The organism is Pseudomonas sp. NPDC089741 (genome assembly GCF_044748825.1).
Lineage (GTDB): Bacteria > Pseudomonadota > Gammaproteobacteria > Pseudomonadales > Pseudomonadaceae > Aquipseudomonas > Aquipseudomonas helmanticensis.
In genome coordinates this window covers 64,071-83,774 of sequence record NZ_JBIVGT010000023.1, presented here as the reverse complement: position 1 = coordinate 83,774, position 19,704 = coordinate 64,071, and the positions used below count along the sequence as shown (strand labels likewise).

The 19,704-nt window shown below is 59.0% G+C and carries 15 protein-coding genes; 6 read left to right on the top strand and 9 right to left on the bottom strand.

Features of this window, described 5'->3' with window-relative positions; genetic code table 11:
- Positions 1-434 (bottom strand): DNA gyrase subunit A (locus ACIPZE_RS20280; protein ID WP_400774866.1); only part of this gene is annotated, 434 nt, incomplete at its 3' end.
- Positions 435-866: 432 nt separating this feature from the next.
- Positions 867-1,943 (bottom strand): S-methyl-5-thioribose-1-phosphate isomerase, encoded by a 1,077-nt coding sequence (mtnA, locus tag ACIPZE_RS20275; protein WP_283438944.1) that lies wholly within the window; start codon positions 1,941-1,943, stop codon positions 867-869.
- A gap of 108 nt (positions 1,944-2,051) precedes the next feature.
- Here mtnA and ACIPZE_RS20270 point away from each other — a divergent pair, with 108 nt between their 5' ends.
- The 5 genes from ACIPZE_RS20270 to ACIPZE_RS20250 all read left to right on the top strand — a co-directional run bounded on the left by ACIPZE_RS20270 (position 2,052) and on the right by ACIPZE_RS20250 (position 6,919).
- Positions 2,052-3,386, top strand: coding sequence for a TRZ/ATZ family hydrolase (locus tag ACIPZE_RS20270; RefSeq protein WP_283438945.1), 1,335 nt, complete (start codon positions 2,052-2,054; stop codon positions 3,384-3,386).
- A 56-nt stretch (positions 3,387-3,442) separates the two neighbouring features.
- The gene (gene ubiG, locus ACIPZE_RS20265; RefSeq protein WP_129394964.1) at positions 3,443-4,141 is read left to right on the top strand and encodes a bifunctional 2-polyprenyl-6-hydroxyphenol methylase/3-demethylubiquinol 3-O-methyltransferase UbiG; all 699 of its coding nucleotides are present in this window, start codon (positions 3,443-3,445) and stop codon (positions 4,139-4,141) included.
- A 4-nt stretch (positions 4,142-4,145) separates the two neighbouring features.
- A complete protein-coding gene (gene mupP, locus ACIPZE_RS20260; RefSeq protein ID WP_103305668.1) occupies positions 4,146-4,817 on the top strand; it encodes an N-acetylmuramic acid 6-phosphate phosphatase MupP in 672 nt (223 codons plus the stop codon).
- Positions 4,818-4,889: 72 nt separating this feature from the next.
- On the top strand, positions 4,890-5,630 hold the full coding sequence (locus ACIPZE_RS20255) for a YciK family oxidoreductase (protein ID WP_283438946.1): 741 nt from the start codon (positions 4,890-4,892) through the stop codon (positions 5,628-5,630).
- A 362-nt stretch (positions 5,631-5,992) separates the two neighbouring features.
- Entirely contained in the window at positions 5,993-6,919 is a 927-nt protein-coding gene (locus tag ACIPZE_RS20250; protein WP_129394966.1) for a GGDEF domain-containing protein, read from the top strand.
- 137 nt (positions 6,920-7,056) lie between these two features.
- On the opposite strand, the gene ACIPZE_RS20245 is transcribed toward ACIPZE_RS20250, so the two are convergent.
- The gene (locus ACIPZE_RS20245; protein ID WP_400774861.1) at positions 7,057-7,818 is read right to left on the bottom strand and encodes a TenA family transcriptional regulator; all 762 of its coding nucleotides are present in this window, start codon (positions 7,816-7,818) and stop codon (positions 7,057-7,059) included.
- Between the two features lie 79 nt (positions 7,819-7,897).
- Entirely contained in the window at positions 7,898-10,357 is a 2,460-nt protein-coding gene (locus ACIPZE_RS20240; protein ID WP_283438948.1) for an EAL domain-containing protein, read from the bottom strand.
- Positions 10,358-10,531: 174 nt separating this feature from the next.
- On the opposite strand from ACIPZE_RS20240, the gene ACIPZE_RS20235 reads away from it, so the two are divergent.
- Positions 10,532-15,166: a deaminase domain-containing protein gene (locus ACIPZE_RS20235; protein WP_400774858.1), complete on the top strand. Its 4,635-nt coding sequence runs from the start codon at positions 10,532-10,534 to the stop codon at positions 15,164-15,166.
- Here ACIPZE_RS20235 and ACIPZE_RS20230 read toward each other — a convergent pair whose 3' ends face one another.
- The 5 genes from ACIPZE_RS20230 to ACIPZE_RS20210 all read right to left on the bottom strand — a co-directional run bounded on the left by ACIPZE_RS20230 (position 15,167) and on the right by ACIPZE_RS20210 (position 19,539).
- Positions 15,167-16,984: an ABC transporter ATP-binding protein gene (locus tag ACIPZE_RS20230; RefSeq protein ID WP_400774855.1), complete on the bottom strand. Its 1,818-nt coding sequence runs from the start codon at positions 16,982-16,984 to the stop codon at positions 15,167-15,169.
- On the bottom strand, positions 16,977-17,579 hold the full coding sequence (locus ACIPZE_RS20225) for a DsbA family protein (RefSeq protein ID WP_283439475.1): 603 nt from the start codon (positions 17,577-17,579) through the stop codon (positions 16,977-16,979). Before ACIPZE_RS20225 ends, ACIPZE_RS20230 begins: the two co-directional genes overlap by 8 nt.
- A 35-nt stretch (positions 17,580-17,614) precedes the next feature.
- Entirely contained in the window at positions 17,615-18,556 is a 942-nt protein-coding gene (locus tag ACIPZE_RS20220) for a rhodanese-related sulfurtransferase (RefSeq protein ID WP_129394972.1), read from the bottom strand.
- A 152-nt stretch (positions 18,557-18,708) separates the two neighbouring features.
- Positions 18,709-19,008 carry a BolA family transcriptional regulator gene (locus ACIPZE_RS20215; RefSeq protein ID WP_283438951.1) on the bottom strand — a complete coding sequence of 100 codons (300 nt, stop codon included), beginning with the start codon at positions 19,006-19,008 and terminating at the stop codon, positions 18,709-18,711.
- A gap of 12 nt (positions 19,009-19,020) precedes the next feature.
- Complete coding sequence (locus tag ACIPZE_RS20210; protein WP_102354097.1) at positions 19,021-19,539, bottom strand: DUF2059 domain-containing protein; 519 nt, start codon at positions 19,537-19,539, stop codon at positions 19,021-19,023.
- Positions 19,540-19,704: the final 165 nt, after the last annotated feature.

The following is a 19,704-nucleotide window of genomic DNA, read 5'->3' as shown; positions in this document are numbered from 1 at the left end:
CAGTCCACGGTTTCTTTGTGCAGGTCAGCCAGCAGCTCGTGCGCCAGCTTGGTCATGCGTACTTCGGTGTATCGCATGGCCGCAGCGTTGTCGCCGTCGACCGAACCGAAGTTGCCCTGACCGTCTACCAGCAGGTAGCGCAGGGAGAAAGGCTGGGCCATACGAACGATGGTGTCGTACACGGCAGTGTCACCGTGCGGGTGATACTTACCGATCACGTCGCCGACAACACGGGCAGATTTCTTGTACGGCTTGTTGTAGTCGTTGCCCAGCTCGCTCATCGCGAACAGTACGCGACGGTGCACGGGCTTGAGGCCATCGCGCGCATCCGGCAGTGCACGGCCGACGATTACGCTCATCGCGTAGTCGAGGTAGGACTGCTTCAGCTCGTCTTCGATATTGACCGGGAGGATTTCTTTGGCCAGTTCGCCCATGAGAAGCCTGATTCCTTTTTCTGGTGAAACTTCGTCATATCCATATGGGACCAACGAAGCTCGTCGGGGCCGGCCGAGTGCCATACGCCGACTTACGACAAATCAACACTGGATCGCGGATTTGCGCAGTAAAGACAGCTTCGTGAAGCTGCCTCGGAAAACGCCGGATGTTATCACAAAGGCCGCCACGCACCTATCCCCCAGATGCGCATGGAGCATAGTTAGTTGACCGGTGACAGGCTTAACGGGGACGAGAGAGGCTCAGAGCTTCTTTGAGCACAGGTTTGTGCTGTGAATTAGCGATGTTTATTGACTTTTAAGGGTATGCACACATGTAGGAGCTGCCGAAGGCTGCGATTTTTGACTTTATCTTCTAAAAACAAAATCAAAAGATCGCAGCCTTCGGCAGCTCCTACATTGAGTACAGCGCCATCAATGCAGGCGTTTGCGGCACATCAGCTGGGCCATTTTCGCGGTATCCGGGCGCTCGACGATGCCTTTCTCGGTAACGATGGCGTCGATCAGATCGGCCGGCGTCACGTCAAACACCGGATTGAATGCTTCAACGTCGGCACCAACCCGCTTGCCGCCGACTTCCAGCAACTCGGCGCCATCACGTTCTTCGATCGGGATGTCGTCACCGCTGGCCAGGTTCATGTCGATGGTCGAACTCGGCGCCACGACCATGAAACGCACGCCATGGTGCATGGCGTTGACCGCCAGTTGATAAGTGCCGATCTTGTTGGCCACGTCACCGTTGGCGGTGATGCGGTCTGCACCGACGATCACCCAGGTCACACCTTTGGTTTTCATGATGTGTGCTGCGGCAGAGTCGGCATTCAGCGTTACCGGGATGCCTTCGTTGGCCAGCTCCCACGCAGTCAAGCGCGAGCCCTGCAGCCACGGACGGGTTTCGTCGGCGTAAACGCGCTCGACCATGCCTTCCAGAAAAGCCGCGCGAATCACCCCCAGCGCGGTGCCGAAACCGCCAGTGGCCAGCGCACCTGTATTGCAGTGGGTCAGGATTGCCTGGGCATTGCCCTGATGCTTGCGAATCAGGTCGACACCGAGCTGCGCCATGGTCAGGTTGGCTTCGCGGTCGCTTTCATGAATGGCGATGGCTTCAGCTTCCAGCGCCGCCAGCGGATCGGCATTGTCTTTCAGACGATCGAGGCGATCGTGCATACGGCCAAGCGCCCAGAACAGGTTGACCGCGGTCGGACGCGAATCGGCCAACAGCGCGAAATCTTCCTCCAGCGCCGCGTACCAGTCGCCACCTTCAGCGATCCGCGCCCGCGCCGCGAGGACGATGCCGTACGCCGCACTGATGCCGATAGCCGGTGCGCCGCGCACTACCATCGAGCGAATTGCCTCGGCCACGCCGGCGGCGCTGGTGTAGGCAATCCAGGTTTCCTCGAACGGCAAAATACGCTGATCCAGCAGGTGCAGCGCGCCATCTCGCCAATCGATGGCCTTCACTTTCTCCGCAGCCAACAGTCGATCGCGCATCCCACACCCCGCACTCATGAACAAAAGCCGCCGATTATAGCGATCCCCCCGCGAAGACGCTCGGGTATACTTCGCCATCCTTTACAAAAGCACTGGACCCGACCCTCGATGCCGAAACCTGCCATTGCGCTCGACTTATTATTGCTGCCGACCTGGCTGGTACCCGTCGAACCCGCAGGCGTTGTGCTCAAGGAGCATGGCCTGGGCATCCGCGACGGTCGCATCGTGTTTATCGGCCCCCGCGCCGAAGCATTGAAGTGTAACGCCACGGAAATCCGTGAACTGCCGGATGTGCTGCTCGCCCCCGGCCTGATCAATGCCCACGGCCACGCAGCGATGACGCTGTTCCGTGGCCTGGCCGATGATCTGCCGCTGATGACCTGGCTGGAAAACCACATCTGGCCGGCCGAAGCCAAATGGGTCGATGAAGATTTTGTCCGCGACGGCACCGATCTGGCGATCGCCGAGCAGATCAAGGGTGGCATCACCTGCTTCTCGGATATGTATTTCTTCCCGAAAGTCGCCAGCGAACGTGTGCACAACAGCGGCATTCGCGCGCAGATCGCGATTCCGATTCTGGATTTCCCGATCCCGGGCGCCAGCAGCGCCGATGAGGCCATTCGTCAGGGCGTCGAGCTGTTTGGTGACCTCAAGCATCACGAGCGGATCAAGATCACGTTCGGTCCTCATGCACCGTACACCGTCGGCGATGAGAACCTCGAAAAAATCCGTGTGATTGCCGAGGAGCTCGATGCATCGATTCATATGCATGTGCACGAAACCGCGTTCGAAGTTCAGCAGTCATTGGAGAAGCTCGGCGAACGTCCGCTGGCGCGCCTCGGCCGCCTCGGCTTGCTCGGCCCGCGCTTTCAGGCTGTGCACATGACCCAGATCAGCGATGACGACCTGGCGTTGCTGGTAGAAAGCAACACCAGCGTGATCCATTGCCCGGAATCCAACCTCAAACTGGCCAGCGGCTTCTGCCCGGTCGAGCGTTTATGGCAGGCCGGGGTAAACGTTGCGGTCGGCACCGACGGCGCAGCGAGCAACAATGATCTGGATTTGCTCGGCGAAACCCGCACTGCCGCGCTGTTGGCGAAAGCCGTCGCCGGTTCGGCCACCGCGCTGGACGCCCACCGTGCGCTGCGCATGGCCACCTTGAATGGCGCGCGCGCATTGGGGATCGAGGCACAAGTCGGTTCGCTGGAGATTGGCAAAGCCGCCGACATCGTCGCTTTCGACCTGTCCGGCCTGGCCCAACAACCGGTGTATGACCCGGTGTCGCAGCTTATATACGCCACCGGCCGCGATTGCGTGAAACACCTGTGGGTCGCCGGCAAACAACTGCTCGACGACCGCCGCCTGACCCGACTGGACGAAGCACAATTGGGCGCCACCGCCCGGGCCTGGGGCCAACGCATCAGCGGCCACAAAGAATCGTAAAAACCCCGGAATACACTTCGGGGCTACAGCCTTTTTCAAGTTTTAGAGGATTCAACATGAGTAACGTCGACCACGCCGAAATCGCCAAATTCGAAGCCCTGGCCCATCGCTGGTGGGACCGTGAAAGCGAATTCAAACCGCTGCACGACATCAACCCACTGCGGGTCAACTGGATCGACGAACGGGTCAATCTGGCTGGCAAAAAAGTCCTCGACGTCGGTTGCGGCGGCGGCATCCTCAGCGAAGCCATGGCGCAACGCGGCGCGACCGTGATGGGCATCGACATGGGTGAAGCGCCACTGGCAGTGGCGCAACTGCATCAGCTGGAATCCGGCGTCAGCGTCGAATACCGTCAGATCACTGCCGAAGATCTCGCCGAAGAAATGCCCGAGCAGTTTGACGTCGTCACTTGCCTCGAAATGCTTGAGCACGTGCCGGACCCATCCTCGGTGATCCGGGCCTGCTTCCGCATGGTCAAACCGGGCGGCCAGGTGTTCTTCTCGACCATCAACCGCAACCCGAAGGCCTACCTGTTTGCCATCGTCGGCGCCGAATACATCATGAAGCTGCTACCGCGCGGCACCCACGACTTCAAGAAATTCATCCGCCCGTCCGAGCTCGGCGCCTGGAGCCGCATGGCCGGTCTGACCGTCAAGGACATCATCGGCCTGACCTACAACCCGCTGACCAAACACTACAAACTGGCCAGCGACGTTGACGTCAACTACATGATCCAGACCCTGCGCGAGGAATAAGCCGATGGCCATCAGAGCAGTTCTTTTCGACATGGACGGCACGCTGCTCGACACCGCGCCGGACTTCATCGCCATCTGCCAGGCGATGCGTGCGGATCGTGGTTTGCCGCCGATGAACGACAAGCACATTCGCGACGAGATTTCCGGCGGCGCGAAAGCGATGGTCGCGGTGACGTTTTCGATGGACCCGGAATCGCCGGGCTTCGAGGAGCTGCGTCTGGAGTTTCTCGAGCGCTATCTGGTCGGTTGCGCGGTGCACAGCAAGCTGTTCGACGGCATGGGCGAACTGCTCGCCGATATCGAGAAGGCCAACCTGGTCTGGGGCGTGGTCACCAACAAGCCGTTGCGCTTTGCCGAGCCGATCATGCAGCAGCTGGGGCTGGCCGAGCGTTCGGCGCTACTGATCTGCCCGGATCACGTGAAGAACAGCAAGCCGGATCCGGAACCGTTGATCCTTGCCTGCAAGATGCTTGATCTGGATCCATCGACGGTTCTGTTTGTAGGCGATGATCTGCGTGATATCGAATCGGGACGCGATGCCGGTACGAAAACGGCGGCGGTGACGTTTGGCTACATTCATCCGGATGACAACCCTCGGCATTGGGGGGCGGACGTGGTGGTGGATCATCCGTCGGAGTTGCGCAAGGTGCTCGATAGCGCGCTCTGCAGCTGCTGAAACCTGACGCAGAGCGTCATTGGCTGCATCCCCACGGAGCGTGGGAACGATCTGACTCTTAATGAGGTTTTTATGTTTGATTATTCCGCTCGTCCCGAATTGCTCAAGGATCGGGTCATTCTGGTCACCGGTGCCGGTCGCGGCATTGGTGCGGCTGCTGCAAAAACCTACGCAGCGCATGGCGCCACCGTTCTGCTGCTGGGCAAGACCGAGGCCAATCTGACTCAGGTCTACGACGAGATCGAAGCCGCCGGCCACCCGCAACCGGCCGTCATTCCGTTCAATCTGGAAACCGCCCTGCCGCATCAATACGATGAGCTGGCGGCGATGATCGAGACCGAGTTCGGCCATCTCGACGGCTTGCTGCACAATGCCTCGATCATTGGCCCGCGCACGCCGATAGAACAGTTGTCCGGGGAAAACTTCATGCGCGTCATGCAGATCAACGTCAATGCGATGTTCATGCTGACCAGCACCCTGCTGCCGCTGCTGAAACTGTCGCAGGACGCCTCCGTGGTGTTCACCTCCAGCAGCGTCGGCCGCAAAGGCCGCGCTTACTGGGGCGCTTATGGCGTGTCGAAGTTTGCCACCGAAGGTTTGATGCAAACCCTCGCCGATGAGGTCGACACCGTCGCGCCGGTGCGCTCCAACAGCATCAACCCCGGCGCAACCCGCACCAGCATGCGCGCGCAGGCCTATCCGGGGGAAAACCCGCTGAACAACCCGACGCCGGAGGAAATCATGCCGGTGTACCTGTACTTGATGGGTCCGGACAGTACTGGCATCAATGGCCAGGCGTTCAACGCGCAATAACTGCCATACGTCGCTTTTGTTGCCGCGGCAGATTCCTGTCGCGGCATGCATTTGCCGCTGTCGACCGTCATAATTCAGTCAATATTCCAGCGCCTCTATCCCCATTCGATCGCCAACCCATTGATTTCTAAAGGTTTAAATAAATACGAACCGAATGGCACGACTTTCGCTCTAAATATCCTCAAAGCATGCCGTGTGAAGGCAGTGGGGCAAGGCCTGATTCGATAGCTTACTAATCGTCTTCAGGCAGACTAAACTTACGCCAAACGTCCTACGGGACTGATGGATCAGTATGACGCGCAGCCCATAGCCGCTCTCACCCAGCCTGTAAGACAGACTTACTGCTTAGGGGCTCACGCCATATGAAATCACCCTCCCAGACCAATGCAATTGACTTTGACAGTGCCAAATTGCAACGCCTGGGCTTTGGTCAGCTGCCTCCCCTTCTGGAGCGACCGGCCAGTCTTGCGCAATTGCGCCAGCAAATGAGCCTGCAACTGCAAACCAGTCTTGAGCCGCAACGAATCCTCGGTCTGTTTTTCCGCGAAGTTCAGCGCCTTGTGCCGCTGGATGCCTTGAGCTATGTGCACCAGGGCAGCGACCTGCGCCTGGAGTTCGGCACTCGCGGTCACCATTCGGTCAGCTACAGCCTCAGCCATGAAGGCCAGCACATGGGCGAACTGGTGTTTCGCCGCAATCAGCGTTTCAGCGACAAAGAGCAGGGCAACCTTGAGTCATTGTTGTCGTCCCTGCTGTTTCCGATGCGCAACGCCCTGCTCTACCGTGAAGCCACCCAGAGCGCCTTGCGTGATCCATTGACCGGGGCCGGCAATCGCATCGCCATGGAGCAGACACTGCAACGCGAGATCGAAATGTCGCGTCGGCATCTGCAACCGTTGTCGGTGTTGATGCTCGATATCGATCACTTCAAACGGGTCAACGACAGCCACGGCCACAGCGCCGGCGACGACGTACTGAAAGCGGTGGCGGCATCGATCAAGGGCCAGTTGCGTAACGTCGACATGGTCTTTCGTTATGGTGGCGAAGAGTTTCTGATCCTGCTGTCGAACACCAGCCGGGAAGCGGCGGCGATGGTCGGCGAACGGCTGCGCCATGCTGCGCAGGCCGCAGAGTATTTTGCCGATGGCCAGTTGATCGAGCTGACGGTGAGTTTGGGTTGCTCGACGCTGTTGCCTGGCGAGTCGGCGGAAAGCCTGTTGCGTCGTGCGGACAGTGCGCTGTATGTGGCCAAGCGCGAAGGTCGTAACCGCTTGGCAATGGCGGGCTGATTTGTAACACCACCCCAAACCACTGTAGGAGTGAGCCTGCTCGCGATGACGATCTGCTATTCAACAATGATGTTGACTGACAGACCGCCATCGCGAGCAGGCTCACTCCTACATTTTTTACGCGGTGTGAGCCGGAATCAACTCTCGACTACCGCCCGGCGTTCACGACTGACCAGCAATCGTTCGGACGTTTCCAGTTGCATGCAACGTTCGAGGAACAGATACATGTAGTCATAGCTCTTGCACACCGCCTGGCGCAGCTCGGTTTGCAGCGCCTTGCTCGGGTTCATCCCCGCCAACGTGCAGATGATTTCCAGCGCTTCCCAGGGATGGGCATCGTCGTACTGCGCATGCATCTTCAACCACTTCATGGCGCGCTTGCGCTCCTCTTCGGGAAACGCTGCGGCATACACGCCTGTGGAACAGACCAGTGCCGACCACTCCCCGGTCGCGCCTTCGATGGCATAGTTGGTGGCAGCAATGGCGACGATCAATGAATCGGCAGAACTGGTGTGCCAGCACCAGTGGCTCAGCGCGTGCAGTTCCGGTGGAACTTGCTGTGCCTGCAAGTCTTCAAGGCTCACGCCGTGCGCCCGACTCCAGTTAAGCCAATAATCGGCGTGGTTGAGTTCGACGCGGATATTGCGCATCAACCAGCGACGCGCCATGTCCTCACCGGGGTGACGGGCAAACTTGGTTTTGGTCAGGTTCTGCGCCATGTACAAGGCAAACTGTTCGACGACCGGCCAGCCGCCGATCAAGTACTGACGCATGGTTTTGGCACTGAGTTTGTTATCACGCATGCGCATGTACAACTCATGTTCGACAACCCGGCGTTTGCTCTCGCTGCAATCCTGGATCAACTGTTGTGCCCAGGCAGGATAACTTGCAGCTTCCATGAGTGGTCCGGTTCGGTTGAATGTGTCGATCACTGTTCGGCTCCTTTTGATTTGTGATTGTAAGGATCGGCAAGAGACTTCAACGGAACGTGCCAGGCGCCTTGAACAACAGCGGCTGCGGTCTGGCGGGCCGAATCTGCAAACTGTCGCAGGTAAACAATTGCGGGCGTTCGATAACGTAACCCTGAGCGTAATCCACCCCGATTTCAAGCAATGCCTGCTCGATCTGGGCGGTTTCAACAAACTCGGCAATTGTTTTCTTACCCATGACATGCCCGATGTGATTGATCACTTCGACCATTGCGCGGTTAATCGGGTCGTCCAGCATATCCTTTACGAAACTCCCGTCGATCTTCAGGAAGTCTACAGGCAAATGTTTCAGATAAGCGAATGAAGACATCCCGGCACAAAAATCATCAAGTGAGAAGTAACACCCTAAACCTTTGAGTTCATTAATAAATCTAATTGCACTCCCGAGATTTGAAATTGCACTGGTTTCAGTAATTTCAAAACAAATCATTTCAGGCGGAATCGCATAACTAACAAACTGTTCACGCAGAAAGTGCAAGAACGCGTCATCTCCGATAGTAATGCCTGAAAGATTAATCGCACACATTGCCAAAGGCCCTTCACGCTCTTCGGCAATACACTCGGCTATTAGCTTGAAAACATTCTGCACCACCCAACGATCAAGCTGATTCATCAGGCCATACCGCTCGGCGGCCGGAATAAAGCTGTCCGGGAGAATCATGCGCCCGGCTTCGTCATGCAATCGCAGCAGAATCTCGATGTGCCCGCCGCGGCCCTCCGCCGATCCCAGCGGGGCGATTTCCTGGGCGTACAGACAGAAGCGGTTTTCTTCCAGCGCCATGTGCAGACGCTGCACCCAAGCCATTTCACCGAAACGCACGGACAGTTCCGAGTCGTCGGCGTGATAGACCTGCACGCGGTTGCGGCCCTTTTCCTTGGCCATGTAGCAAGCCATGTCAGCGGCACGCAATGAAGTTTCAAGGGTCGTCGGGGTCTGGGCGATATGCACCAGGCCGATGCTGACGGTGGTCAGGAACGGCCGGCCCTTCCAGACGAAATGCAGGTTCTGTACGGTCTGGCGCAGGACTTCGGCGATTTTTTCCGCCGCCTCCGGCGCGCAATTCTCCAGGAGGATGCCGAACTCGTCGCCGCCCAGCCGCGCCAGCGTGTCGCTCTCGCGCAACCCCGACTGCAGCAGTGCGCAGATGTGCCGCAACAGCTCATCGCCCGCCGCATGGCCGCAGGTGTCGTTGACCAGTTTGAACTGATCGAGATCGAGGAACATCAGCGCATGCCGTCCGGGCTGACGCGTGAGGTTGTGCAATGCCTGCTCGAGGCGATATTCGAATTCGCGACGGTTGGCCAGCCCGGTCAGTGCGTCGTGCGTGGCCTGCCAGGAGAGATTGGCGATGTACTGCCGCTCCTGGGTCATGTCGTGCAGCACCAGCACCGTGCCGCTGACCTTGCCGGCGTTGCGGATCGGCGCGCCGACCAGCGTCACCGAGACTGTGCTGCCGTCGAGGCGCTGGATCAGCTTGGAATGCTCACTGCCACCACTGAGTTTGCCGCTGAGAATGTGTTCGATCAGCGTCAGGCCCTCAGCCTGGGCGTTATCGTCGAGCAGATTGAACAGCGCCGCCAGCGGCAATCCGGCAGCCTGCTCGGCTTTCCAGTGGGTCATCGCTTCGGCGGCGGGGTTCATGTAATCGATCGCGCCGCTGACGTCGGTGGTGATGACGCCGTCGCCAATCGAATGCAGCGTGACGTGTGCGCGATCTTTCTCCAGTTGCAGTGCCTGGGCAAAGGCATGGCGCTGCTTGAGCAATTTATGCGTACGCAGCAACGCCAGCACAATCAGGCCCAGCGCCGTGGCCAGGTTGGTGAACAAGAGCAAGCGCAGGATCATCCGCGAGCCTTCACCCAACGCATCGCTAAAAGCTTTCGCTGCCGGCGTGACGCCGTCATTGATGGCGAAAATCCGCGCCTTCCAGCGCTGGATGTCGGCCGGTGTCGCGCTGTTCTCACTGATGCTCTGGTGCATTTCGCGGGCGACATTGTCCAGCTCGACCAGATACGCATCGCCCAGCGTCCAGCGGTCGATGGCGGTTTCGAGATAACTGAAATGACGAAAATTGAGGTACAGCCAGATCAGGCTCGATACATCATCCGGGTGATTGCCGCCCTTGAGGATGCCATCGCGCGCGGCTTGCAAATCCGGTGGCTGGTGATCCAGCGCCAAGCGCAATTGATGCCCGCCCTGCGGCACGGCAATCGCATTCTGATACTTGAGGTAAATCGCTTCGTCGCGACTGTCTGCATACAGATTGAGGTAATAGATGGCGTCTTTCTGGCCTTTGGACCACAGACTTTCGCCAGCGACATAACCGCGAACGGCCGACAGGACGTAAAGACTCACGCCCCCCAATAACGCCTGAAATAGCACAACGGCAATAAATGGCCAGACGATGCCTAACAACCGTGGCGTTCCGAGAGTCCTTTTTTGCTTCATGAGGTCCTTTGCGCACGCACTGCCATCATCAAAGAGGAGACCGCTAACCTAGCCTAGGGGGCGATCCCCCTTCCGGCAAGCAGGACACTTCAACTCGCGATACATATGTACCGCACCGAGAGCACAGGATACTTCGACACTGACGGCTTCCGAACACTCCTGAGCCGCTCCCCCATGAACCTACCGGTAACCCCGCAGCAACGCCACACCGCTCAACAGGCCGAATACCAAGCGATCCTCACGGCAATCCGCGCCGTGCGCAGCGCAGCTACGTCGCTGGACAGCTTTTACCTGGCGCCGCAAACCCTATCGCGTCTCGGCACAGCACACGAGCATGCCCGGAGCCTTTTTCTCGCACTGTTCGAGGATGCCGGCGACTCACTGCTGACCCGGCACCTGCAAGCATCCAGGGGATCGCTGACCCACGTCAGCGCCGTGGCCGATCAATGTCGCTTTACCAACACCCGAGACCATGATGACGATCTCGACTACACCATCAAGGATGTGACCAAAGCGCCTGACAAAATTCTCCAGCTCCAGCGTGCGTTGCTCAGTATAGGCGGACACGTGCGTTCCGACAGGCTGCTGCCACTGGCTCAGCTTGTGAGCTTTTCCGGCTTTACCCTCCCCGCCATTCAGGATGCCTCTGGCCTGGCCCGGCTGATCGAGGAGGTAGAAGAGAAACGCGCTGAGCATCGATTGAATCTGCCACACAGCATGCCGTTGGGAACATTGATGAGCGACGACGACAACGCGTCAATTCAAGATCTGATCGGGACGTTTCTCATCGGTAAAACGCAATCGCTGATCGACTGCCTGGCCAGTGAGATCACGCCGCCTTGCACGCTCAAACAATGGCAGACCCTGCCTGCAACCTGCCTGGAACGCCTGCTCGACACACCATCGGCCCAACGTCTTGGCCAGCGTCTGCTGCAAACACTGGGTTGGTACGGCGCCCTCCCCGATGAGCAGACGATTCCCGACATCGCTGCGCACCTGTTACTTGAAGCGTTGCGATTGTGGTACGAGGTCCCTCGGCAGAGTCATTCGAATCAGGTTGCCGGGTACGCGCTGGAACCACGCCGCCACTACGGAAAAAGCTATGCAGACATTCGCGAGGACTTTTTCCAGCATCTGGAGGACTCGCGACGAACCTCGACACCGACGGAAAAGGCTTTGCTGGGATGGGTGTGTCTGGCGCAATTTCCCTTCGATTTTCAGGTTCGCGGTATCCCTGATGATCTTCCTTACGGGGCTTCGGCGGTCTGGGTCAACTTCGTGCACGGCGTGCAACTGGCGCATGCGCTCGATCCCGATTCGTTGCGACAACTGACCTTTCAACAGTTGATCGACCTGCCGCTGAAAAAAAGCGCAAACGCCAACGCGCAGTTGCAGGCCCTGATTGCCGTGACCCGCGCCGCGGCTGCACAGACCTGGGCCGCGGCGACCGGTGCGCTGCCGCCGTTCACCACTGAGAACGATCAGTCCGGCACGCACCTCGCCATACAAGCGCTGGAGGATCATAAAGCGCACCTGAACAAAGCGGTTCTGCGCCTGGACATCGAGCCGCCGCAACGTCTGCCGCTGGCACAACAGCAACTGAAAAGAGCGCTTGCCAACGACTTGTATGATCACACCAGGATTAACCTCAAACGCTATCACCATCAACCGCAAAACCGTGCCCGACGCAGTATCCTCGACACCCCGGACGTGGCGCTGCCAGTCTGGCCGCTGCTGGAAGTCTATGCATCCGGAGGTCTGGAACCCGACGTTCGCTGGTATGTCAGCGATAACGGCAAGACCGCCACTGAATGGATCAGCCTGTCAGCAGACCAAACCCTGAAAAGCGGTTTTCTCAGTACCGAAAGTCCAGGTCAGCTACTTTCCCGTTTCCCCCGCATGTGCACCTTGCCCGACATAAAATCGTTGTTCGACAAACAGTTCAACGAATACCTGCGCAAGCTCAGAGATGCTTATGAGTACCTGATAAAAACTCAACTGGTGACCTTGCCATGGGCGGACCGACAGGCACTGGAGCACGGCGAAGTGAGGGTCTACTGTCTCAGGGATCAGGCCCACAACATTGCCGGCCGCTGGGAGCCGCCCGAGAGCATCCGGCTGCACCGGGCGCGCATGGGCTTTGTACTGCGTGCGACCTATCAGGGTCTGGAGCACTTTTATGAATGCCTGCCCCGCGCCGGCGTGATACGCAAACGCCCGGATGTCTTGCTCTCGCATCTCGACGGACTGCTTTCACGAACACCACCGCCAAAAAACGGAGAAATCCAGAGCGAAGACATCGCCAGGGTCCACCTGCACCGCCCGCCATTCGATTTGAACGCACACAAGAAAGGTTCGATCCCCAAGCGCGGTGCTTTCTGTCTCGCCGTTCTCGACCCGCTGGGCGCCGCTCTTGCCCCTTCGGCTATTCCCGAGACACACCACAACACCTGGGCAAACCTGACGTTTACCTCGGCGAGAACCGTGCAGATCAGCGCGCTCGTCGCTACCGATCATTTGTATGTCGATGAGAAGGCGTTGTACAGCGAAGCGTGGGGAGAAACCCGCTTCGAACGCGAAGGCCTCAACAAGCACTGGATACATGCACTGAAGGGATTTATCCCGTTCTGGGGCAGCCTCGAAGATATGCAGTCGGACGATCCCGGCAAACGTGCGCTGGGCATCTTCGGATTACTTCTCGATGCGGTGTCGTTCGCGATTCCACTGGGCAAGTTCGTGGCCGGCAGCATCCGCCTCGCTGCCGTCGCCGGCAAAATCGCCATACGCGCCGCGCTGCCAGGCATGGCGCAATTGTCTAAAACGCTTTTGCTGTCCAGCCTGAAAAACCTCAATCCTCTGGATGCGGTACCGGCCTTGCTCAGACTCGCAGGCCGAGGATTGACAACTGCCGTGCGGGCCGTGATTTATCTGGAAAAAAAGTCTCTGTCGCGGCTCAAACGCCTGGCCGGCGTACGCGCTGAATATGATCTGTTGCACAACCTTCCCCAGGCGCTCGACGTCGCACACTGGAAACCCTTGAGCCACTTCGACCAATTGGCTGCCGTCAAAGGTATCGATGACGTTCCGGTGCGCAACGTTGCTGTCGGCGACTCCCGCTATCACGTTCTGGACCCGCTGTCGGAACGTCCGTTCGGCCCACGGTTGACGCCCCAGGATCATGATTTTTCCTTGGGGCGCTCCAGCTATGACGGCACACAAAAAACGGCCAATCAGATCACCATCGAGTTTCCCGAAAAAACCCGTGTACATCATCTGCCTGAAGCTGACGGGCATCACACGGTGCTGATCGACGACGCGCCGTATCGGCTCGACGGCGAAGAATTGCGGCGGGTCGATCTGATCGATGACAGCCGAAACTGGACCTTGTTACCGTGCCGCCCCCGCCGCGCACCTGGGCATCAGAATGACTGCCGCGTCAGCTACACCACCGGCGAACCGGCACCGACACCAGCCCTTGGCACGGTGGACAAAGACAAAGGCTACGCCCCATGGTTCGGCGACAGGATCTCGGAACCGGCCGCGCTGGCCAGGCGAAACGGTACATTTCTGGCGATCGACGCCAAGCTGTACCGGATCATCGATAACCAGCCGACTCTGTTCAGAGGTGATCTGGCCGACCTGGGGTTCAGGGGTGGCCGGCTGATACCGCGGCAACAGATCCATGCCACGCTGCAGTTTCGCAAAGGGATTTTCGCGCGCATCAAGACCGGCGGGACTTATGACGGAATCAATGACACGCATCAGGTCGGAGCGATTCTGGTCCCCGCCATCGACGATTCGGCCTCTTACGTTTTCCTGCGGATCAACAGCCATGAATACTATCTGGCGAGCATCCGCAAAGGAGAAATCCCGGGCAGCCGTTTGACGTTCAATCGCCTGTCGCCTGCCGAACTGGCCAACGACACACTGGGCGCCGAACTACTGACGGTTTACACCGGATCGCTGCACGCCAACAACATCGTGCGCATCCATGGTCTCGAAGCGGTACAGCGCGCCATGCACACCATGGAAGAAATCGCCATTCCCATTGGCACCAGCGCTCTACCGGCGAACAATATGAAATGGCTGAACGTCGACACCAGTCCGGGCGAGGCGTTGATGTTCGATCACTCCACTCGAATGATCGTCACCCGATTGCCCGAGGGTGCCGCCACGTGGGCACGCAGCAAAGAAGCGCCAGAAGCCTTTCGATTGAAAACCGCAGAAATATTCGACACGCTGTTTCTGTCACCGACCATCAACCCGGCCAATAGCAGCGCGGCATTGCGCATCGACGGCGCGATGCAGAAGTTGCAAAACCTGCTGCCCATGCGCGAACGCCCGGTCAACCCACGCAACATTGCATTCGCCGAAGTCACCACCGCCGGCGGCCAGCGGGAAATTTACGTCAGTGTCTCCGGCGCGCAGGGCAGCACCCAACGCCTGCCGCTGTTTCGGCACATGGGCGGCGAACATGTGCGGATCGGGCAGACCACCTACATCAATATCGACTACAACTCCGCCTTCCCGCGCACATCTCTGGAAGTGACCGAGCAGGGCCAACTGCTGGCGGTGCCGCTGACCATCAAGGAGCTGAAAACCTACCAACCAACACAGACCAGCCGCCCCACTTCACTGGACAGTGAAAGCAAGTTGATCAGCGTGATTCGCGAAAAATACCCGGACCCGAAGGAAATCCGCGCAGTCGATATCGCGACGACCATGCGCCCGTGCGAATCGTGTTCAGTGGTGATGAAGCAGTTTGGTCATGACGGCGGGGATGCCGCGCTGCAGGTACTCTGGGGTTGATCAGATGCGCTGCAGATGCCCGTAAAGTTTGGCGTACAGGCCACCATCGGCAATCAGTTGCTGATGGTCGCCATCCTCGGCGATCTGGCCGCCATCGAACACCAGCACCCTGTCGGCCTGCTTCACCGCTGACAATCGGTGAGCAATGATCAACGTGGTGCGGCCGTTGAGAAAGCGTGCCATGGCCTGATGCAGGTTGTACTCGGTGGCCGCGTCGAGAGCTGAGGTGGCTTCGTCGAGGATCACTACTTTCGGCTCGGCGAGGATCATCCGCGCAATCGCCAGGCGTTGCCGTTGACCACCGGAAAGGCGTACACCGGAGCGACCGACAATGCTGTCGAGCCCCTGCGGCAAGCCACGGATAGTCGCCTCCATCTGGGCGATTTCCAACGCCTGCCAGCAGGCTTCGTCGCTGCGGGTGCGGCCCATGGTCAGGTTGGCACGCACGGTGTCGTTGAACAGCGCCGGATGCTGCAGCACCACGGCGACGTTTTCCCTGACCAGTTCCAGGCCGATTTCCTGCTGGGTCGAACCACCGAAGCGGATAGTCCCGGACACTGGCGTATACAGCCCCAACAGCAACTGCACCAGCGTACTTTTGCCGCCGCCACTGGCGCCGACAATCGCGACTTTCTCGCCGGGCGCGATGGACAGGTTCATCTGGTCCAGCACCAGTTCATCGCCGTAGCCAAAACTCAGGCCTTGCACCTCGATGCCGACGGTCTCACGGCCCTTGAATGGATCGACGCCGCCGGGATATTGCGGCTCGTCGGCGCGCGCCAGCAGTTCGTTGATCCGCGTCAGCGCACCGCCGGCCGCGTAGTAGGCATATTGCAGATTGAGCAGTTGTTCGACCGGACCGATCATGAACCACAGGTAGCTGAACACCGCGAGCATCTGCCCGATCGACAGATCGGAAAACAACACCGTGAGCATCGCTGCCGCGCGAAAGATGTCGATGCCGAACTGGAACAGCAAGCCACTGGCGCGATTGGAGGCGTCGGTTTTCCACTGCGAATTGACCGCGTAGTTGCGCACTTCCTGCGCACGCAGCCCGAGGCGTCCAAGAAAGTAACCCTGCCGGTTGCCGGCGCGCACTTCCTGGATCGCATCGAGGGTTTCGCTCAACGCCTGAGTGAAGCGCGAAGTGCTGTCGTTCTCGAGTTTCTTCAGGTGTTTGACGCGCTTGCCCAGTTGCACCGTGGCGTAGATCACCAACGGGTTGAACAGCAGAATCAGCAGCGCCAGTTTCCAGTGCATCCACATCAGGATGCTCGCGGTACCCACCAGCGTCAGCATCGCCACCAGAAAACGGCTGAGGGTTTCGCCGACAAACTTGTCGAGGGTGTCCAGATCGGTGACCAGGTGTGTGGTCACTGTACCGCTGCCAAGGCTTTCGTATTCGCCGAGGGAAATCCGTTTCAACCGGTCGATCAGGCGCACGCGGATGCGATAGACAATGTCCTTGGCCAAGCGTGCAAACAGCCGCGCCTGCAACACACCAAAACACAGGGCGCTGCAGCGCAGAGTCAGCGTGACCACCAGCATCAGGCCGATATAGCCCGCCGCTTGCTGCCACATGCCCGGCAGCACGTGGTTCATGACTTTCAGTGCCGCGTCGCCATGACCGAGCAGGACTTCGTCGACCAGCAACGGCAACAGCAACGGAATCGGCACGCTGCACAGCGTCGCCAGTACGGCGACGCCGTTGGCGATCCACAGGGATTTTTTGTGATGCAGTGCCAGACGCCGGACTTCTGCCCAGCTCAGCCGGTCGACACGCTTTACGGCTGGCGTGTCATCGGCCAGGTCAGACACAGGCCGCACGTTCCAGCCAGCGACCGAGCAATGGCGACAGTTCGCTGAGTGGTTGGTAGCCGTTGGTCAGCAGCGCCAGTTGGCCGTTGCGCTCGGCGAGCAGAGTCGGGAATCCGGCGATGCCCAGATCCTGCACCCAGCTGAAATCGGCCTGAGTCGCCTTGTGTTGATCGGCATGATCGAACAATGCGGCAAATTCGATACGCGGGACGCCGGCCTGCTCTGCCAGTTCCACCAGCACACTGGCCTGGGTCACGTCGCGACCTTCAGCGTAAAACGCTTGCTGGATCAGGCCAACCAGTGTCCACGCGCAATCCGGCGCGAGGCTGCGCGCGGTGACGATCGCGCGGCAGGCAGGCTCGGTGTCGTAGACAAAACCGTCGGGCAACGCGCCCTCAAGCTTGAACGGCTGGCCGGTGGCTTCGGTGACCGCTTGCCAGTGTTCAAGAATGTAGCGCCGCGTGGTCGGCTCCAGCGCAGCACCGCTGCCGGTGCGCAACCCGCCGACCACCAGATGCAACTCGACCCCGGCTGCCTGCGCCTGCTCGACCAATGCCTTGGCCACCGGAGCGAACCCCCAGCACCATGAACACATCGGGTCCATCACATAGAGCAGGCGTGCAGACATGGTTAAGCCTCGGTGGATGCTTGCTTATAGTTGTAGCCGATCGGGTGCGGCATGTTGCGCGCCTTGGCCAGTTCGATCTGCTTCTGCCGATCGATGGCGCTGCGGCGGGTCTTCTCGCTCAGCTTGTCCCAGCAATGCGGGCAACTGATGCCGGCCACATAGTGCTCGGATGCACGATCTTCAACACTGACCGGTGTGCGACAGGCATGACATTGATCGTAGTCGCCTTCGCTGAGGTCGTGACGCACGGTCACGCGGTTGTCGAACACAAAGCAGTCGCCCTGCCACTTGGTCTCTTCCTGCGGCACCTCTTCGAGGTACTTCAGAATGCCGCCCTTGAGGTGGTAGACCTCTTCATAACCTTCGCCGAGCATGTAGCTCGAGGCCTTTTCGCAGCGGATCCCACCGGTGCAGAACATCGCGACCTTCTTGTGCACGGCCGGGTTGAAGTGTTCTTTGATGTAGTCGGGGAATTCGCGAAAACTGGTGGTTTTCGGATCAATGGCGCCTTCGAAGGTGCCGATCGACACTTCGTAATCGTTGCGCGTATCGATCAACAGCACTTCGGGGTCGCTGATCAACGCGTTCCAGTCTTGCGGATCAACGTAAGTACCGACCTTCTTGTTCGGGTCGACGCCGTCGACACCGAGGGTGACGATCTCTTTCTTCAGCTTGACCTTGGTGCGATAGAACGGCTGCTCGTCGCAGTACGACTCTTTGTGATCGATATCGATCATGCGTGGATCGTTCTTGAGCCAGGCGAGCAGGCCGTCGATGCCTTCGCGGGTGCCGGACACCGTGCCGTTGATGCCTTCTTCGGCGATCAGCAGGGTGCCTTTGATCTGGTTGTCGACCATCGCTTGCAGCAGTGGCTCGCGCAGGTTGACGTAATCTTCGAGGGTGACGAACTTATACAGTGCCGCCACGACAATCGGTTGTGTCATGGGTATTTCTCCAGGTGGCTACCCTCGCAAAGGGTGAACCGGATTCAAAAAAAAACGCGCCGCTTGAGCGGCGCGTTGCGGATTCTAGCAAAAAACTTCACCAACAGCGGCAGTCTCCTGTAGGAGCTGCCGCAGGCTGCGATCTTTTGATCTTAATTTTTGCTACCGCCGGCACAGGTCGGCGACGCCGGAGCGGCGCCGATCTCTGCCCATTCCTGCGGCGTGTAGGTGTGCAGAGCCAACGCATGGAACTCGCCCATCAGCTCGCCGAGCGTGCCGTAGACTTTCTGGTGGCGCTTGACCCGATTGAGGCCGTCGAACTGCGCGCTGACCACCACAGCCTTGAAGTGGGTCTGTAACCCGCGACTGTGCATGTGGCTTTCATCCAGCACTTGCAGATGCTCAGGCTGCAGCAGGCCCAGCGTCGATTCGATGCGTTGTTGCATGGTCATCACGAACTCCGCTTACTTCTTCTTGGCCGGTGCAGCGCCTTTCGGTGCCAGCTCGTTGGTCATGTCGTCGAGCAGCTTGTTGACGACAGGCACGGCGCTTTCCAGTTTGGCCTGGGTCATCTGGGCCGATTGCTGAGTCAGCTGCGGCATTTTTTCGAGGACTTTCTTGCCCAGTGGCGACTGGTAGAACGCGACCAGGTCTTTCAGCTCGGATTCGCTGAAGTTGCTGGTGTAGAGCTTGACCATGTCCGGCTTCAGCTTGTTCCAGCCAATGGCCTGGTCCAGCGCGGCGTTGGCCTTGGCCTGGTAGGTTTCCAGTACGGCTTTCTTGGCTTCCGGGGCTTTGGTCTGCTCAAAACGCTGAGCGAACATTTGCTGCACTTGCATGTACACCGGAGTGCCCAGCTTGTCAGCGTGCGCCAGGGTCAGAAAAGCTTCAGCACTGGCGTTGTGGCTGGCGGTATCGGCAAGCACCTGGCCGCTGGCGCAAACCAGTGCAACCGCGGTGCAGATGGCACGAAGACGAGTCATCGAGTTTCCTTTTCAGCTAGGCGAGGTAAAACCCCAAGGGCGACCATTCTGCGCCTAAAAAACGCCACGGCTCAACCCCCCGAGCCTTGCGGCGCTTGATTGGCCGGGTTTTACCGGTCAACAATCGGTTCGATGGAACCACCTGGGCCGATGCCGGCCTAAACT

Coding starts and splice junctions, on each gene's coding strand:
- mtnA (WP_283438944.1), bottom strand. CDS start 1,943: ATGCGCGATCGACTGTTGGCTGCGGAGAAAGTGAAGGCCATCGATTGG.
- ACIPZE_RS20270 (WP_283438945.1), top strand. CDS start 2,052: ATGCCGAAACCTGCCATTGCGCTCGACTTATTATTGCTGCCGACCTGG.
- ubiG (WP_129394964.1), top strand. CDS start 3,443: ATGAGTAACGTCGACCACGCCGAAATCGCCAAATTCGAAGCCCTGGCC.
- mupP (WP_103305668.1), top strand. CDS start 4,146: ATGGCCATCAGAGCAGTTCTTTTCGACATGGACGGCACGCTGCTCGAC.
- ACIPZE_RS20255 (WP_283438946.1), top strand. CDS start 4,890: ATGTTTGATTATTCCGCTCGTCCCGAATTGCTCAAGGATCGGGTCATT.
- ACIPZE_RS20250 (WP_129394966.1), top strand. CDS start 5,993: ATGAAATCACCCTCCCAGACCAATGCAATTGACTTTGACAGTGCCAAA.
- ACIPZE_RS20245 (WP_400774861.1), bottom strand. CDS start 7,818: ATGGAAGCTGCAAGTTATCCTGCCTGGGCACAACAGTTGATCCAGGAT.
- ACIPZE_RS20240 (WP_283438948.1), bottom strand. CDS start 10,357: ATGAAGCAAAAAAGGACTCTCGGAACGCCACGGTTGTTAGGCATCGTC.
- ACIPZE_RS20235 (WP_400774858.1), top strand. CDS start 10,532: ATGAACCTACCGGTAACCCCGCAGCAACGCCACACCGCTCAACAGGCC.
- ACIPZE_RS20225 (WP_283439475.1), bottom strand. CDS start 17,579: ATGTGTTCATGGTGCTGGGGGTTCGCTCCGGTGGCCAAGGCATTGGTC.
- ACIPZE_RS20220 (WP_129394972.1), bottom strand. CDS start 18,556: ATGACACAACCGATTGTCGTGGCGGCACTGTATAAGTTCGTCACCCTC.
- ACIPZE_RS20215 (WP_283438951.1), bottom strand. CDS start 19,008: ATGACCATGCAACAACGCATCGAATCGACGCTGGGCCTGCTGCAGCCT.
- ACIPZE_RS20210 (WP_102354097.1), bottom strand. CDS start 19,539: ATGACTCGTCTTCGTGCCATCTGCACCGCGGTTGCACTGGTTTGCGCC.